Genomic DNA, 14,257 nt, shown 5'->3' with positions numbered 1-14,257 from the left:
CAGCCAACCATTCCCTTCTATGGGCCTTATAGCCAACTATCCTTTGGGCACACTTACACGCTGGAGCGAAACAATGGGTTCCACATTCAACGGCCTGGTGGGGTTGATCATCCTCGCCCTGGATATCTGGGCGATCATCAATGTGCTGAAAAGCGGCGTGGGCATGGGGCCGAAGATTCTCTGGATCCTGTTGATCCTGCTGCTGCCGGTGCTGGGGCTGATCATCTGGGCGATCGCGGGGCCGCGCGGGAATGTACGCCTGTAGGAACGGGCTTGCCCCGCGATTGCGTGCGCTCAGGTACATTGCAATCGCGGGGCAAGCCCGCTCCTACAAGGCTCAGATCAACCAGGCGCCTTCCAGTTCCAGCAACTGCTGCTTGCGCTCCACGCCTCCGGCGTAGCCGGTCAAGGTGCCATTGCTGCCAATGACCCGATGGCAGGGCACGATGATCGAAATCGGGTTGGCGCCGTTGGCGGTGCCGACCGCGCGCACCGCCCGTGGGCGACCGATGCGCTGGGCCAGCTCGGCATAGCTGCAGGTGGTGCCATAGGGGATGCGCTGCAAGGCCTGCCAGACTTCCCGCTGGAACGGTGTGCCCAGGGGCGCCAGTGTCACTTCGAAGTGCTCGCGCTGGCCGGCGAAATACTGGTCCAGTTGCCGGGCCACCTCATCCAGTTGCCGGTCGGCCAGCTGCCAGGTATCGGGCAGCTCCCAGGGCTGCTTGGCATCCATGTGCACCAGGTGCAGGCCGTGTTCATCGCCGGCCAGCAATAGCGGGCCGAGCGGACTGGGCTGGTAGCGGTAATACATGGCTCGATCGCCTGGGTAATGGATGAATGACAACGATACCGCATGTCGTCGCCCGAAGCCGATATCAACGAAATTTTCACATTCGATTATGGAAAATCCGCGCGCGCAATTATCCGTTCGCCGAATGGCCGTGCATTGCCCTCGGGTTTAGTGCACATTTGCCGCTTCGCTTTTTCTGCCTTTCTTGAATCTGAATCCTAGGGATCTTCCTATCCATGGCTAACACGGACGCCTTGAGTGACCAGCGGGCCGCGTCGCGCCCGCTGCAACCGACGCTAAAATCGCACCTGGCCTACACCCTGCTGTGCGGCCTGGTCATCATGCTGATGCTCAGCCTGGTCCGTCTGGGCCTGCTGATCTACAACAATGACATGATTGGTAACACACCAATGTCGACCGTGGCCGAGGGCTTCCTCAATGGCCTGCGTTTCGACCTGCGGGTCGTGGTCTACCTGAGCATTCCACTGCTGCTGGCCGTCCTCAGTGCCCGGGCCATGGCCGCGCGTGGCTTCTTCCGCCTGTGGCTGACCCTGGGTTCGAGCATCGTGATGTTCCTCGGCCTCATGGAGATGGACTTCTACCGCGAGTTCCACCAGCGTCTGAACGGTCTGGTGTTCCAGTACATCAAGGAAGATCCCAAGACCGTACTGAGCATGCTCTGGTACGGCTTCCCGGTGGTGCGCTACCTGCTGGCGTGGATCGTCGGCACCTGGTTGTTGAGCCTGCTGTTCAAGGGCATCGACCGCCTGACCCGTCCCCGTGGCGGCTATGCCAACAAGGTGGTCGTCAGCCGTAGCGTCGCCCCCTGGTACGTGCGTGGCGTGGTGTTCTTCATGGTCCTGCTGGTGGCTGTCGTCGCCGCTCGCGGCACCCTGCGCCAGGGCCCGCCAATGCGCTGGGGCGATGCCTTCACCACTGACTCGAACTTCGTCAACCAGTTGGGCCTCAACGGCACCCTGACCCTGATCGATGCCGCCAAGAGCCGTTTTGGTGAAGACCGCGCCAACGTCTGGAAGTCGACCATCGAGCAGACCCTGGCCACCCAGACCGTGCGTGACATGCTGCTGACCGACAACGACAAACTGGTCGATGCCGACAGCGCCGCCATTCGCCGCGATTTCACCCCGCCGGCCGACAACACCCTGCCGATCAAGAACGTCGTGGTGATCCTCATGGAGAGCTTCGCCGGTCACTCGGTGGGCGCCCTGGGCAGCCCGAACAACATCACCCCGTACTTCGACAAGCTGGCCAAGGAAGGTCTGTTGTTCGACCGTTTCTTCTCCAACGGTACCCACACCCACCAGGGTATGTTCGCCACCATGGCCTGCTACCCGAACCTGCCGGGCTTCGAGTACCTGATGCAGACCCCTGAAGGCGGCCACAAGCTGTCGGGCCTGCCGGCACTGCTCAGCGCCCGGGACTATGACGATGTCTACGTCTATAACGGCGACTTCGCCTGGGACAACCAGTCCGGGTTCTTCGGCAACCAGGGCATGACCACCTTCATCGGCCGTAACGACTTCGTCAATCCGGTGTTCTCCGATCCGACCTGGGGCGTGTCCGACCAGGACATGTTCGACCGTGGTGCCGAAGAGCTGGCCAAGAACTACGGCAAGAAGCCGTTCTATGCCCTGCTGCAGACGCTGTCCAACCATACCCCGTATGCGTTGCCAGCCCAGCTGCCGGTAGAGCCTGTGACCGGTCAGGGCCGTCTCGACCAGCACCTGACCGCCATGCGTTACTCCGACTGGGCCCTGGGCCAGTTCTTCGAGAAGGCGCGCAAGGAGCCGTACTTCAAGGAAACCCTGTTCGTCATCGTCGGTGACCACGGTTTCGGCAACCACCAGCAAGTCACCGAGCTGGACCTGGGCCGCTTCAACGTGCCGTTGCTGCTCATCGCGCCCGGCATCCAGGAGAAGTTCGGTGCGGTCAACCACACCGTGGGTACCCAGATCGACATCGTGCCGACCATCATGGGCCGCCTGGGCGGCGAAACCCGTCACCAGTGCTGGGGCCGTGACCTGCTCAACCTGCCGGCGGGCGACCCGGGCTTCGGCATGATCAAGCCGTCGGGCAGCGAGCAGATCGTCGGTCTGGTCAAGGGCGATCGCATCCTGATCGAGTCCAAGGACATGTCGCCGCGCATGTACCGCTACGAACTGGGCGCCAACTTCAAGGCCGAGCTGATCGAAAGCCCGGACCAGAAGGACCTGACCCACAAGCTGGAGTCGTTCATACAGACCGCGACCAAGAGCCTGCTGGACAACACCGCCGGTGTGGTCCACGGTATGCCCGAGTAAGTGAGCGAACGCTACACTGAATAGAAAGAGGCCCATCAGGGCCTCTTTTTTTTGCCGGTTGACTGGACTGCGGCTGAACAATCCGCGGCCATGCGAGTCAACGGAAGGTAAGTTGTTGTTGATCAGTGCAGAGGAGAATCCAATGAAAGCCTGGGTCATTACCTTTGTTGATCAGAAAGGCGAGCGTGAATCGCTGCCTTACACCGGCAAGCAAAAACCCACGATCGAGGAGGCTGCGCGCCTGGTCCGCAGTCACTTGTTCCCGCTCATGGATGAATTGGATCTCAATGATTTCCTCGGCCGTGACAGCACGCCCACGGCCAAATGGCTGAAAGAGCAGAACGGCGTGCAGATCACCGATATCAGGGAGACGCTCTGAAACGGCCTGTCGGCTGGCACCCTTGGCCGCAAGGCGCTACGCTGCATACAAGCTTGGGCCTGTTTTCTCCGGGTCCGGGTTTGCCGATCCACGTCATGCATTCAGCTCGAATTGCCCCCGCACGGCTTGTGTGGCGGGCAGGTGCGTTTTGCACTGAAAGTCTATCCAATCAGTAATGAGGAGGACGATTCATGAGCAGCCAATACGAGGACATCAGCAGCACGGTATTGCGCAGGATGAAGGAAGGCGGGTTCAACTTCGCCCAGATACATCCCATTGAGTTCTATGCGGTTTTCCCCGATGAGGCACGGGCACGACGGGCAGCGGGACAGTTTCGTGGCGAATCGCTCAGCGCCCAGGTGCATGAGCGTGACGATGGTGCCTGGCACCTGGAGTTGAGCAAGGTGATGTACGCCACCTATGGCGGCATCGACGAGTTCGAGCAGAACTTCGAAGCGGTAATTGCCCCTCTGGGTGGTGAAATCGAAGGCTGGGGCGTCAAGCAGGAGCGCCAGCTGGCCTGAATAACAGGCTCACGGAGGCGGTCTGATCCGCCCTCTGTGAGCTGCTTTCCCTTTCCTTTGCACTTTTGAACCCCATTCTCAGGGCTTGCGCGTTGCCATATGCGCCAGGTAGGCGAGCAGCGCGTCCAGTTCCGTATCGCTGAGAACCGAACTGCTGAATCCGGGCATTTTCCCTTGAGGCCATTGGCGCAGGCTCTGCGGGTCGCGGATATAGCGGCGCAGGAAGGCCGGCTGGAAGTATTCGGTAGGGTTGTGAGGCAGGTTCAGGTCCGGGCCGAACTGTGCGTCGCCCGCGCCATTGAGGCGATGGCAGGCCAGGCAGTTTTTCTGGAACAGGGTGAAACCGAGGTTGATTGGGTTGTCGCGGGCCAGGTCAGCCGCCGGAAGCAGGGCGGGAAAACGCTCGGCCACCGGGGCCAGGCGGCGGATGCTGGCCACCTGGAAGGGCCACTGTTCCGGACTGATGCGCCCGGCTTGCGGTTGGGTCCAGACCAGATAGAACGGGCCGGCGCTGTGTTTGTCTTTACCCAAGGGCGGCCAGGGTTTGGCGGGGTCCTCGATGGCCAGCCAGGCACGGCTCGGGCCATCCTTGAGCAAGGGCGCTGCGGGCATTTCGGCGGCAAAGCCGTCCTCGGCCACGGCCTGGAGGTGGTCCTGGGGCGTTATGCCTGGCAACAACGCGGCCAGTGGCACCGCGCGGTAGTGCATGGTTTTCTTGTAAGACACATCGTCATCGATCTGGATATCCCGGGCCTGGGGATGGGCGAGCAGTTCGGCACTTTGCCAATGACGGCTGCCGTTACCCAACTCCAGGGTCAATTGCGCCGCTTGCAGGGGCAGGCAGAGCAGGGTCGATAACAGAACGAGACAACGGCGCATGGACAATCTCCAACCATCAGGGCTGGCAGATTACCTGCGCACGACCGCAAAGAGCCACAACGAGGTTCAACCGAACAAGCGCGACAGGTTCGGCAAGATCAACAGCAATGTCGTGGCGAAGAGAATGAGCCCGGCTTGACGTACTTTGTGTGTTTTGAACATGGCTGACCGCCTTTTTGTTGTTATTCCTGAGTGCCTTGTGGCTTCCTTGTCGTCGATCCGGCAAACATGGGTAATGCGGTTTGACGTTCAGACGCGAACCTTTGCTGATGGATATACAACTAACCTTAGGGTCAACGTCAGCACTGTTTTAGAACGCTTTCGTATGAACTTATTAGTTAATGTGTATTTCAGCTATGAGGCCATGTGCTACCAATCAGCATTCCCCTTGCTAGACGCTTGCGCGTGTCCAGCCCCTGGATCCACAGTGGATGACCGTTCGTCAGTGCATCCTACTTGCTTGTAAGCCTTATTCGCGGCAGGCTCTAGGGGGCAATCCCGCCTTTGTCGTTCAGGACTACTTTTATGTCGCTACGCATCTGCATCCTGGAAACCGACGTCCTGCGACCCGAACTGATCGGGCAGTACCAGGGCTACGGACGGATGTTCGAGCAGCTGTTCGCCAACCAGTCGATCGCCGCCGAGTTCGACGTGTACAACGTGATGAACGGCGAGTATCCCGCCGCCGACCAGGCCTACGATGCTTACCTGGTCACCGGCAGCAAGGCCGACTCCTTTGGCGATGATCCGTGGATTGCGACCCTCAAGACTTTCCTGCTTGAGCGTTATGAGCGTGGCGACAAATTGCTGGGCGTATGTTTCGGTCACCAGTTGCTGGCCTTGTTGCTTGGCGGCAAGACCGAGCGTGCCGAGCAGGGCTGGGGCGTCGGTATCCACCGCTACACACTGGCGGCGCGGGCGCCGTGGATGGACCCGCACGTCGCCGACCTGACCCTGCTGATCAGTCACCAGGACCAGGTCACGCAGTTGCCGGAGAATGCCACGGTCATCGCCTCGAGTGATTTCTGCCCGTATGCCGCTTACCACATTGCCGATCAGGTGCTGTGCTTCCAGGGCCATCCCGAGTTCGTCCACGATTACTCGCGGGCGCTGCTGGACCTGCGCCAGGAGCACCTGGGCGAAGAGGTCTACAAAAAGGCCGTGGCCAGCCTGGCCCAAGAGCACCAGGGGGGTCTGGTGGGCGAGTGGATGCTGCGCTTCGTCGCCCAGCCGCAGGCCGCTAAAGCCAGCCGGAGCGCTTGAAGCTGGCGTAGAGCGCCGTGCAGCCCACGGCGATCACGCCCAGTACGCCGAAATAGCCGTAGTGCCAGCCGAGCTCCGGCATGTTCTCGAAGTTCATCCCGTAGATCCCCGCCACGGCGGTGGGGAAGGCCAGGATCGCCGCCCAGGCGGCGAATTTGCGCTGTACGATGCTCTGGCGTGACGCTTCCAGGAGCATGCCGATCTCGATGGTCTGGCTGGCGATGTCACGGATCCCGGCCAGGTCTTCCATCTGTCGGGTGACGTGAATCTGCACATCGCGAAAATACGGGCGCATGTTCTTGTCGATGAACGGAAAGGTCAGGCGCTGCAGTTCTTCGCTGACCTCGACCATGGGCGCCACGTAGCGGCGCAGGCGCAGGATGTCGCGGCGCAGGCTGTGCAGGCGCTGGATGTCTTCTTCCTGGAGCGAATTGTTCAGTACGCTTTGCTCCAGCTCTTCGATCTCGCCATGAATGGCTTCGCTGACCGGCTGGTAGTTCTCGGTGACGAAGTCGAGCAGGGCGTAGAGCACGAAGTCTTCGCCATGTTCGAGCAACAGCGGTCGCGCTTCGCAGCGTTGGCGCACCAGGGCGTAGGACCGGGAGTGACCATTACGGGCTGTGATGATGTAGCCGTTGCCGGCGAAGATGTGGGTTTCGATGAACTCCAGCTTGCCTTCATGGCGCACCGGCGAGTAGGTGACGATGAACAGCGCATCGCCGAAGGTTTCCAGCTTCGGCCGGCTGTGCTTCTCCAGCGCGTCCTCGATGGCCAGTTCATGCAGGTTGAACTGGCGTTGCAGGTTGGCCAGCTCCTGGGCGTTGGGTTCTTCCAGGCCAATCCAGACAAAGTGCCCGGGCTTGGCCGCCCATTGGGCGCCTTCATCGAGGGTGATGTTGGTGACTTTTCTGCCGGCGCTGTATACCGCCGCCGCAACGACTCGTCCCATGGTGGTTCGCTTCTTCTGATTACCGTGCCAGTAGCTTGGTCTGACACGCAGGATTCGGCAACCGTTCAGGTGCGGGGCAGTTCTGCTTCCATCAGGTCGATGCAGCGTTGCATCTGTGCGCGGCATTGTTCGGCCAGCGCCGGTACGTCCTGCTGGGTCAGGCCGCTGGTGGCGATCGGTGGCAGGGAGCGAATGATCACGGTGCGTCGGCGCCAGCCACCCCGGCTCAGGCGCTTGGCATAACGGCTGACGCACACCGGTACGATGGGCACACCGGCTTCCACAGCCATGTGGAAGGCGCCTTTCTTGAACGGGATCAGTTGCGCTTCGGCATTGCGCGTACCCTCCGGGAATACCCAGATCGAGGTCTCGTCTTCACTCAAGGTGCGAGTGGTGGTCTGCATGGCGCGCCGCGCCTGGTAGGCATTGCCGCGATCGACCAGCACATTGCCGCCCAGCCAGAACAGCTGGCCGAACAAGGGAATCCATTTCAGGCTTTTCTTGCCGACGCACACGGTGCGCGGCGGTACCACGTGGCCGAGCACGAACAGGTCATGATTGGACTGGTGGTTGGCGACGATCACGCAGCCAGGGGGCTGGTCGAACAGCGGGCCGACCTCGGCCTTGACGTCAAGGCGCATCAGCCAGGTACCCGGCAGGCCATAAAGGCGCGCGAAGATCCGGCTATTGTCCGGGTTGAACGGACGACACAGGCCGATCAGTACACCGAGTACACCGACCACGAAACAATGCAGCCCCAGCAGGAGCATGCGGATAAGAAATAACATCGTACGACTCATGCAAGACAAACGCGGCGCAGTGTACGGGCGTGCACTTGCGCGAGCAAACGCTCAATGCGGTCGTACTGGCCTGATTGCGCAAATATGCGCAATCAGGCCTTGGTAGGGGTCAGGCCAGGTGTTCCTGATCGCGGATGATGGCGTCGTCCAAGATGTCGAGCAGGGCCTTGCGGACCTTGAGCTTGGTGTTTTTATGGGCGTGCATGTTGATTTTCTTCAACTGCTGCGCGGCGGTCAGGGCCGCTTGCTGCAGTTGCTCGGCGGGCACCACCTTGTCCAGGAAACCCGCGTCCACGGCGCCGGCCGGGTCGAACATCTCGGCATTGATCACCGAGCGGTGGAACGCCGAGCGACGCAGGCGATCACGGGCCAGTTCGATACCGACGTGGTGCATGGTCATGCCGATCTGCACCTCGTTCAGGCCGATGTTGAACGGGCCTTCGACGCCGATGCGATAGTCGGCCGAGAGCAGCAGGAAGGCGCCCTTGGCCACGGCGTGGCCCGGGCAGGCAACGATGATCGGGAAGGGGTGCGAGAGCATGCGTCGGGCCAGGGTGGAGCCGGCAGTCACCAGGCTGACGGCTTGCTGGGGGCCGGAGGTCATCACCTTGAGGTCGTAGCCTCCGGACAGAATGCCGGGCTGGCCGGTGATGATTACCACGGCGCGATCCTGCACGGCCTGGTCCAGGGCGGCATTGAAGGCGGCAATCACATCAGGCGAAATGGCGTTGACCTTGCCGTTGTTCAGGGTCAGGGTCGCGATGCCGTCTTCGAGGTGGTAGGTAATCAGCTCACTCATGACACAGGTTCCTAAAGGGAGAGTTGGGCAGACGTTACTCAGGCCGGAGGGGCAGGTAAAGCGCCGTGACTGACTGGCCAGTCAGCTCCGTGGCCTTTTGCCTTGCCCTGTGGGAGTGCGCGGCGCAGGGCTGCCGAAGCACGCCAGAGATTGGCGGCTTTGCCACCTGCGCCCAGGTTTTTTCGATATTTGGCTTAAGCGCATGAAAATTCTGAAAAAAACCTTTGCCATTGGCACAGGTTTCGACTACATTAGCGCACCTCGACGGGCTGAACAGCCTGGCGATACCCGGTGAAGTGTCCGAGCGGTTGAAGGAGCACGCCTGGAAAGTGTGTATACAGGAAACTGTATCAAGGGTTCGAATCCCTTCTTCACCGCCACTTTTAGAAAAGCCCCCGTCCTGAAAAGGTCGGGGGCTTTTTGTTTGGGCTTCTTGTAGGAGCAGGCTTGCCCCGCGATCGCAATGTCACTGATACATCGCGATCGCGGGGCAAGTCGAGTCGTCGCACCGCCGCTCCTACAACGGCGATGAGATCAACGCCTCAGAAGCTCACCGACGCCGAGACGTGCGCCGTCCTCGGCGCACCCTGGAACAGGTAGCCATCCCCCAGGTACTCACCGGCATCACGCCAGTAACGCTTGTCGAAAACGTTATCCACCATCAAGCGGAACACCGTGTCGTAACCGCCGACGCGGGTGCTGTAGCGGCCCCCCAGGTCAAACACCGCGTAGCTGCCCACCTCGACCGTGCCCGCCTGGTCGGCATACTTGCTGGCGCTGTAGCGGGCACCGCCGAGCAGGGCCAGGCCATCGACTGGCAGGCTGTAGTCGGCTTGAACCGCAGCACGGAAGTTGGGCACGTTGAGCGCCTGGTGATCCTCGTAGTCGGCCGTGCCGCTGTGCTTGACCCGGGCGCGGATGGCGGCGGCGCTGGCATTGATCTGCAGGCGGGAGGTCAGCCAGCCACTGGCACCCAGCTCCAGGCCGATGTTCTTTTGCTGGCCCTGCTGCACATAGGTGAAGCCACCTTCGCCATCCGGCCGGGAATACTGGTAGGCCTGGCGCAGCTGGAACAGCGCCGCGCTCAGGCTCAGGCGCTGCCAGTCGCGCTTGATGCCGACTTCCAGTTGGTGCGAGAGGGTCGGCGCAAGGATTTCGGCGCTGTTGCTGGCGAACCACGGCGCGGTGCCGCCGGAGGAAATCCCCTTGCTGTAAGCGGTGTAGAGGGAAATGTCCGCACGCGGCTTATAGATCAGCGCGGCATTGGGCAGCAGCTCGTAGTCGCGGGTATGACGGCCGGGGTTGCCCTGTTCATCGAAGGTTTTCTCGTCCAGGCGCACCAGGCGTGCGCCAATGACGGTCTGCCACTGCTCGTTGAAGCTGATCCGGTCGCTGGCGAACAGGCCGTACTGGCGGCTGTCCAGGCGACGGGTGCTGTGGCCGGGGGGCTTGTCGGACGGTTCCAGCGCAGGGGTGTCCTGGTAGATATTGCCGCTGCCGATCCACTCGTTGAAGTAAGGGCGCTGGTCGAGGGTGCGACGTTGGGCGCTGCTGCCCAGGGTCAGTTCATGGCCCAGGCCCAGGGCGTCGAAACGTCCGCTGAGCGTTGCCTGGGCTTCGTCGGTGCGCCGCGTGTCGTCGGGGCTGCGGTAGTCGTAGATGTCGTAGTCACCATTGCTGGCGAAATAAGCTCCCTCGCTGGAGCCCCAGGCAAATGAGCTGTAGTCGTCGATTACCACCTTGCTGCGCGAGGCGCTGAGGCTGCCGGTCCAGGTGTCGTTGAAACGGTACTCGAAACGCCCGCCCAGGTTCAGCGAGTCGATGCTGACCGGGTTGGCCCACTGCTGGTAGGCCAGGCGGTCGTGAGGGTCGATGCCGTGGGGCAGGGCGTTGCCGCCGAGCAACTGGTAGCCCGGCACCGAAGGCTGTTCGCGCTGCTGGTACTCGGCGTCCAGCTGCAGTACGGCATCGGGGTTGATCTGCCAGTCGAAGGCCAGGGCAGCGAAGTCGCGCTTGCCGTCGGCATGGTCGACATAGGAGCGGATGTCTTCATGGGCCAGGTTGGCACGCAGGCCGAACTGGCGTTCGCTGCCGAACCAGCCACCGACATCCGTGGCGATGTAGCGCTCACCATCGTCATTGCTCGACACTGTCACCGAGCGTACTTCTTCGGGGCGTTTGGTCACGTAATTGATCAGGCCTCCGGGTTCGGCAACGCCGCTCTGCAGGCCCGACAGGCCCTTGAGCAACTCGACCTGCTGCTTGTTCTCCAGGGCTACGTTCTGCTCGCCGGCGATGGTCTGGCCGTTGATCTTGTAGCTGCTGGCAGCGTTGAGTTCGAAGCCGCGTACGTTGAAGTTCTCGTAGTAGCCGATCGGCGCATAGCTCGCTCCCACCGAGGCATCGCTTTGCAGCACTTCGCTGAGCTTGCGTACCTGGCGGTCGGCGAGCAGTTGCTGGCTGAACACGGCCACCGATGCCGGGGTGTCGAGCAGCGCTGTCGGGGCGAATCCCGCCACCGACGCTTCCTGCACCTGATAGCCCTCGCTGTAGCTTTCCGACACCTTGACCGGGGCCAGGATGACGCTGTCCTGGGCCAGGCTGGGCGAGGCGGGCAGGGCCAGGCTCAAGCCAAGCAGGCTCAAGGGTAGGTGAGGGCGAGGCAGGGTCATGCAAAAAGCTCCTTGAATGCACGCAGCAGACGCGCCGACAGGCAGCGTCGCGGTCCATGGGGATGGGTTCGAAAGTCACAAGGTGTGGATAGCCGCCGGCATTGCACCGGGCAGGCGGGCGCGCATCTTAGCAGGGGCAGCCGGATCTCGGTGCCCCTGTTTACATGGTTTCAAGCGTTTGAGTGAACGACCGTCGGGCTCAGCGATTAGCGACCGCTGGCGAATGACGGCGCCAGTGGCCGTTGATCTTCGACCAGGTCTTGCTGTCGGTGATGGCCATCAGCTTGCGACCGTCCTTGAAGGTGGCCAGGAAGGTCACCTCCTCTTCCTTGCCGCCGAGCCACAAGCCGGCAATCAGGCCTACCGGCCCTGCCACCAGGGCGCCGGCCATGCCCCAGCCCAGGGCGCTGCCCAGGCTGCGGCTGGACTCCTGGTTGGCGACCACCAGTTCGCTGATGCGGGTAACGGCTATTTTTTCACCGGGAGAGGGGCTGCGGCAGGTCTTGAGAGTGAGCGATCCATTGCGATATTCGCCTTCACCTTGCAAGAAGTCGCCGGACTGAACCGTGAGTCTTGTCATCGTGTCATCCAGATTGAGAGGCAATTGTCCACCCGCTACTGAGCTCCAGAGACCTGAACAAGTCAATCCTCAGGCGACGGAGGGTCGCCCGGGATCTGCGCGATATCGATCAGGCCGTGCGTGTCCTCAGGCTGCGCTGGCGCTCGGCCAGGGCCCAGACCAGCAGGGCCAGGCTACCGATGATGAAGCCGGCGACGACAATACCGTGCCAGCCCCGGGCCTGGAACAGCTGGGTGCCGAGCAGCGAGCCCAGCGCACCGCCGATGAAGTAGCAGGTGATGTACCCGGCGTTCAGGCGGTTGCGGGCTTCCGGACGCAGGGCAATCACCGCGTTCTGGTTGCTCACGTGCACCAGCTGTACCGCCAGGTCCAGCACCAGTACGCCGATCAATAACGCCACCAGCGACGATTGAGCAAAGCCCAGCGGCACCCAGGACAGCAGCAACGCCAGCAGGCCGACCGTGGTGCCCAGCGGGCCCTTGCCGCGATCGGCCAGGCGTCCGGCCCAGTTGGCCGACAGCGCGCCGGCGGCACCGGCCAGGCCGAACAGGCCGATCACCGCGTCGGAGTAGTGATAAGGCGCTGCCGAGAGGAGAAAGGCCAAAGGCGTCCAGAACAGGGCGAACAGGCTGAACGCCAGCAAGCCGAGCAACGAGCGCAGGCGAAGGATAGGTTCTTCGGCGAACAGGCGGAATACCGAAGCGATCAGCGCGGGATAATTGAGCCCGGCATGCTGGTGGCGTTCGGGCAAGGCGCGCCACAGGGCGATGGCGCAGATCGCCATCAGCGCCGCCGCCAGCAGGTAGATGCTGCGCCAGCCACCCAGTTCGGCCATGAAGCCGGCCGCGGTGCGCGCCAGCAGGATGCCCAGCAGCAGGCCGCTCATCAGGGTGCCGACCACCCGACCGCGCTGGCCCGGATCACTGAGGCCGGCGGCCATGGGTACCAGTATCTGGGCGACCACCGAGAACAGGCCGGTCAGGGTGGTGCCCAGCAACAGCCAGGGCAGGCCGGGGGACACGGCACTGATCAGCAGGCCCAGGGTGCTGATGCCGATCATGCTGACGATCAGGCGGCGTTGTTCGAACAGGTCGCCCAGTGGCGCCAGCAGCAACAAGCCGGCGCCATAGCTCAGCTGGGCGGCGATGACGATGGCCCCGGCGCTGGCGGTGGTCAGGCCGAAATGCTCGGCGATGCTGTGCAGCAGCGGTTGGGCGTAGTAGTTGCTGGCCACGGCAAGGCCGGTGGCGGTTGCCATCAGCAGGATCAGGCCGCGGCTCAGGGTAGTCGTGGAGGAGGTCATGGACCGTCTCGATCAGTGGTAGTTGGGGAGTGACAGTATCGGAAATGCGCTAGCATGACGCCAATGTATCGTTTTCATTCTATCCATCTTGAAAATAGATCAATCCATGAACCTCAAGCAGATCGAATATGCCCTGGCGGTGGCCGACACGGGCAGCTTCACCCGCGCTGCCGAGCGCTGTCATGTGGTGCAGTCGGCCTTGAGCCACCAGATTGCCCGCCTGGAGGAGACCCTGGGTGTCAGCCTGTTCGAGCGTAGCTCACGGCGGGTGCGCCTGACCCCGGCTGGAGAGGCTTTCGTGCAGAGTGCCCGCCCGGCGCTGGAAGCCACCCGGCGTATTGCCGAGGACGTGGCGGCAGCCTGTGGCGAGGTGCGCGGGCAGTTGTCCATCGGTGAAATCACCTCCTTGACCGAGCTTGACCTGGTCGACCTGCTGGCCGGTTTTCATCGCCAGTACCCGAAGGTGGATATTCGCTGGCTGATGGCCAAGAGTGAGTTGTTGATTGCCGATGTCCGGGAGCGTCGCCTGGACGTGGGCTTTATCGGCGTCTGGCCGGGCGAGCGTCTGGAAGGGGTCGAGTACCGCTTGCTGGCCGAAGAAGAACTGGTGGCGGTGCTGCCGGTCGGGCATCCCTTGGCGGCAGTCGAAGGCTTGTCGCTGGCACATCTGCAGGACCAGCCGCTGGTGGACTTTCCCGCGGGCACCGGTGCCCGTCGGCAGACGGACGAAGCCTTCGCCGCTGCGGGTGTGCCGCATCGGGTGCAGTTCGAAGTGAGCAACATTCGCCTGGTGGAAAAATTCGTCCAGCGTGCCCTGGCCGTGGGCCTGGTGCCGGCACGCATTGCCAGTGGCTTCAACGAGGTGGCGACGGCCGCGGTGCGCGATGCGCCACGACGCCACCTGTATGCGATCTGGTCGCAGCACCCGACCCCGGCAGCCAGGGCGTTCGTGCGCATGATCGAGCACAGCCTGGCTGCCCGGGATGCCAGCTGATTGC

The 14,257-nt window shown here is 62.3% G+C and carries 15 protein-coding genes and 1 tRNA gene; 8 read left to right on the top strand and 8 right to left on the bottom strand.

Annotation, left to right across the window (positions count from 1 at the left end; genetic code table 11):
• The first annotated feature begins 73 nt into the window (after nucleotides 1-73).
• Complete coding sequence (locus ACIQUS_RS10805) at nucleotides 74-265, top strand: PLDc N-terminal domain-containing protein (RefSeq protein ID WP_403046553.1); 192 nt, start codon at nucleotides 74-76, stop codon at nucleotides 263-265.
• Nucleotides 266-337: 72 nt separating this feature from the next.
• Here the strand turns inward: ACIQUS_RS10805 and ACIQUS_RS10800 are convergent, their stop codons facing one another.
• Complete coding sequence (locus ACIQUS_RS10800; RefSeq protein ID WP_403046550.1) at nucleotides 338-811, bottom strand: methylated-DNA--[protein]-cysteine S-methyltransferase; 474 nt, start codon at nucleotides 809-811, stop codon at nucleotides 338-340.
• A 215-nt stretch (nucleotides 812-1,026) separates the two neighbouring features.
• On the opposite strand from ACIQUS_RS10800, the gene ACIQUS_RS10795 reads away from it, so the two are divergent.
• The 3 genes from ACIQUS_RS10795 to ACIQUS_RS10785 all read left to right on the top strand — a co-directional run bounded on the left by ACIQUS_RS10795 (nucleotide 1,027) and on the right by ACIQUS_RS10785 (nucleotide 4,014).
• The gene (locus tag ACIQUS_RS10795) at nucleotides 1,027-3,111 is read left to right on the top strand and encodes an LTA synthase family protein (protein WP_403046548.1); all 2,085 of its coding nucleotides are present in this window, start codon (nucleotides 1,027-1,029) and stop codon (nucleotides 3,109-3,111) included.
• Nucleotides 3,112-3,253: 142 nt separating this feature from the next.
• Nucleotides 3,254-3,490 carry a hypothetical protein gene (locus ACIQUS_RS10790; protein WP_403046545.1) on the top strand — a complete coding sequence of 79 codons (237 nt, stop codon included), beginning with the start codon at nucleotides 3,254-3,256 and terminating at the stop codon, nucleotides 3,488-3,490.
• A 191-nt stretch (nucleotides 3,491-3,681) separates the two neighbouring features.
• The gene (locus tag ACIQUS_RS10785) at nucleotides 3,682-4,014 is read left to right on the top strand and encodes a ribonuclease E inhibitor RraB (RefSeq protein WP_285861699.1); all 333 of its coding nucleotides are present in this window, start codon (nucleotides 3,682-3,684) and stop codon (nucleotides 4,012-4,014) included.
• A 78-nt stretch (nucleotides 4,015-4,092) separates the two neighbouring features.
• Here the strand turns inward: ACIQUS_RS10785 and ACIQUS_RS10780 are convergent, their stop codons facing one another.
• The gene (locus ACIQUS_RS10780; protein ID WP_403046541.1) at nucleotides 4,093-4,893 is read right to left on the bottom strand and encodes a c-type cytochrome; all 801 of its coding nucleotides are present in this window, start codon (nucleotides 4,891-4,893) and stop codon (nucleotides 4,093-4,095) included.
• Here ACIQUS_RS10780 and ACIQUS_RS10775 point away from each other — a divergent pair.
• Nucleotides 4,892-5,032 (top strand): hypothetical protein, encoded by a 141-nt coding sequence (locus ACIQUS_RS10775; protein ID WP_403046818.1) that lies wholly within the window; start codon nucleotides 4,892-4,894, stop codon nucleotides 5,030-5,032. The genes ACIQUS_RS10780 and ACIQUS_RS10775 overlap by 2 nt on opposite strands.
• A 386-nt stretch (nucleotides 5,033-5,418) precedes the next feature.
• On the top strand, nucleotides 5,419-6,156 hold the full coding sequence (locus ACIQUS_RS10770; protein ID WP_403046538.1) for an amidotransferase: 738 nt from the start codon (nucleotides 5,419-5,421) through the stop codon (nucleotides 6,154-6,156).
• Here ACIQUS_RS10770 and ACIQUS_RS10765 read toward each other — a convergent pair.
• The 3 genes from ACIQUS_RS10765 to ACIQUS_RS10755 form a co-directional block, all read right to left on the bottom strand.
• The gene (locus ACIQUS_RS10765; protein WP_403046536.1) at nucleotides 6,134-7,105 is read right to left on the bottom strand and encodes a magnesium and cobalt transport protein CorA; all 972 of its coding nucleotides are present in this window, start codon (nucleotides 7,103-7,105) and stop codon (nucleotides 6,134-6,136) included. The genes ACIQUS_RS10770 and ACIQUS_RS10765 overlap by 23 nt on opposite strands.
• A gap of 65 nt (nucleotides 7,106-7,170) precedes the next feature.
• A complete protein-coding gene (locus ACIQUS_RS10760) occupies nucleotides 7,171-7,893 on the bottom strand; it encodes a lysophospholipid acyltransferase family protein (RefSeq protein ID WP_403046533.1) in 723 nt (240 codons plus the stop codon).
• A gap of 121 nt (nucleotides 7,894-8,014) precedes the next feature.
• The gene (locus tag ACIQUS_RS10755) at nucleotides 8,015-8,704 is read right to left on the bottom strand and encodes a crotonase/enoyl-CoA hydratase family protein (RefSeq protein WP_403046531.1); all 690 of its coding nucleotides are present in this window, start codon (nucleotides 8,702-8,704) and stop codon (nucleotides 8,015-8,017) included.
• Nucleotides 8,705-8,994: 290 nt separating this feature from the next.
• Between ACIQUS_RS10755 and ACIQUS_RS10750 the strand changes: the two genes are divergently transcribed.
• A tRNA-Ser gene (locus ACIQUS_RS10750) sits at nucleotides 8,995-9,084 on the top strand.
• Nucleotides 9,085-9,246: 162 nt separating this feature from the next.
• On the opposite strand, the gene ACIQUS_RS10745 is transcribed toward ACIQUS_RS10750, so the two are convergent.
• The 3 genes from ACIQUS_RS10745 to ACIQUS_RS10735 all read right to left on the bottom strand — a co-directional run bounded on the left by ACIQUS_RS10745 (nucleotide 9,247) and on the right by ACIQUS_RS10735 (nucleotide 13,259).
• The gene (locus ACIQUS_RS10745) at nucleotides 9,247-11,376 is read right to left on the bottom strand and encodes a TonB-dependent siderophore receptor (protein ID WP_403046529.1); all 2,130 of its coding nucleotides are present in this window, start codon (nucleotides 11,374-11,376) and stop codon (nucleotides 9,247-9,249) included.
• A 199-nt stretch (nucleotides 11,377-11,575) separates the two neighbouring features.
• On the bottom strand, nucleotides 11,576-11,956 hold the full coding sequence (locus ACIQUS_RS10740; protein WP_403046527.1) for a hypothetical protein: 381 nt from the start codon (nucleotides 11,954-11,956) through the stop codon (nucleotides 11,576-11,578).
• A 109-nt stretch (nucleotides 11,957-12,065) separates the two neighbouring features.
• Complete coding sequence (locus ACIQUS_RS10735) at nucleotides 12,066-13,259, bottom strand: MFS transporter (protein WP_403046525.1); 1,194 nt, start codon at nucleotides 13,257-13,259, stop codon at nucleotides 12,066-12,068.
• Between the two features lie 106 nt (nucleotides 13,260-13,365).
• Here ACIQUS_RS10735 and ACIQUS_RS10730 point away from each other — a divergent pair, with 106 nt between their 5' ends.
• A complete protein-coding gene (locus tag ACIQUS_RS10730; RefSeq protein WP_403046522.1) occupies nucleotides 13,366-14,253 on the top strand; it encodes a LysR family transcriptional regulator in 888 nt (295 codons plus the stop codon).
• Nucleotides 14,254-14,257 lie beyond the last annotated feature (4 nt).

It is taken from the genome of Pseudomonas sp. NPDC090755 (assembly GCF_044769005.1).
Taxonomy (GTDB): Bacteria; Pseudomonadota; Gammaproteobacteria; order Pseudomonadales; family Pseudomonadaceae; genus Aquipseudomonas.
The sequence above is the reverse complement of the archived record's forward strand: the minus strand, read 5'-3'. Positions and strand labels throughout refer to the sequence as shown.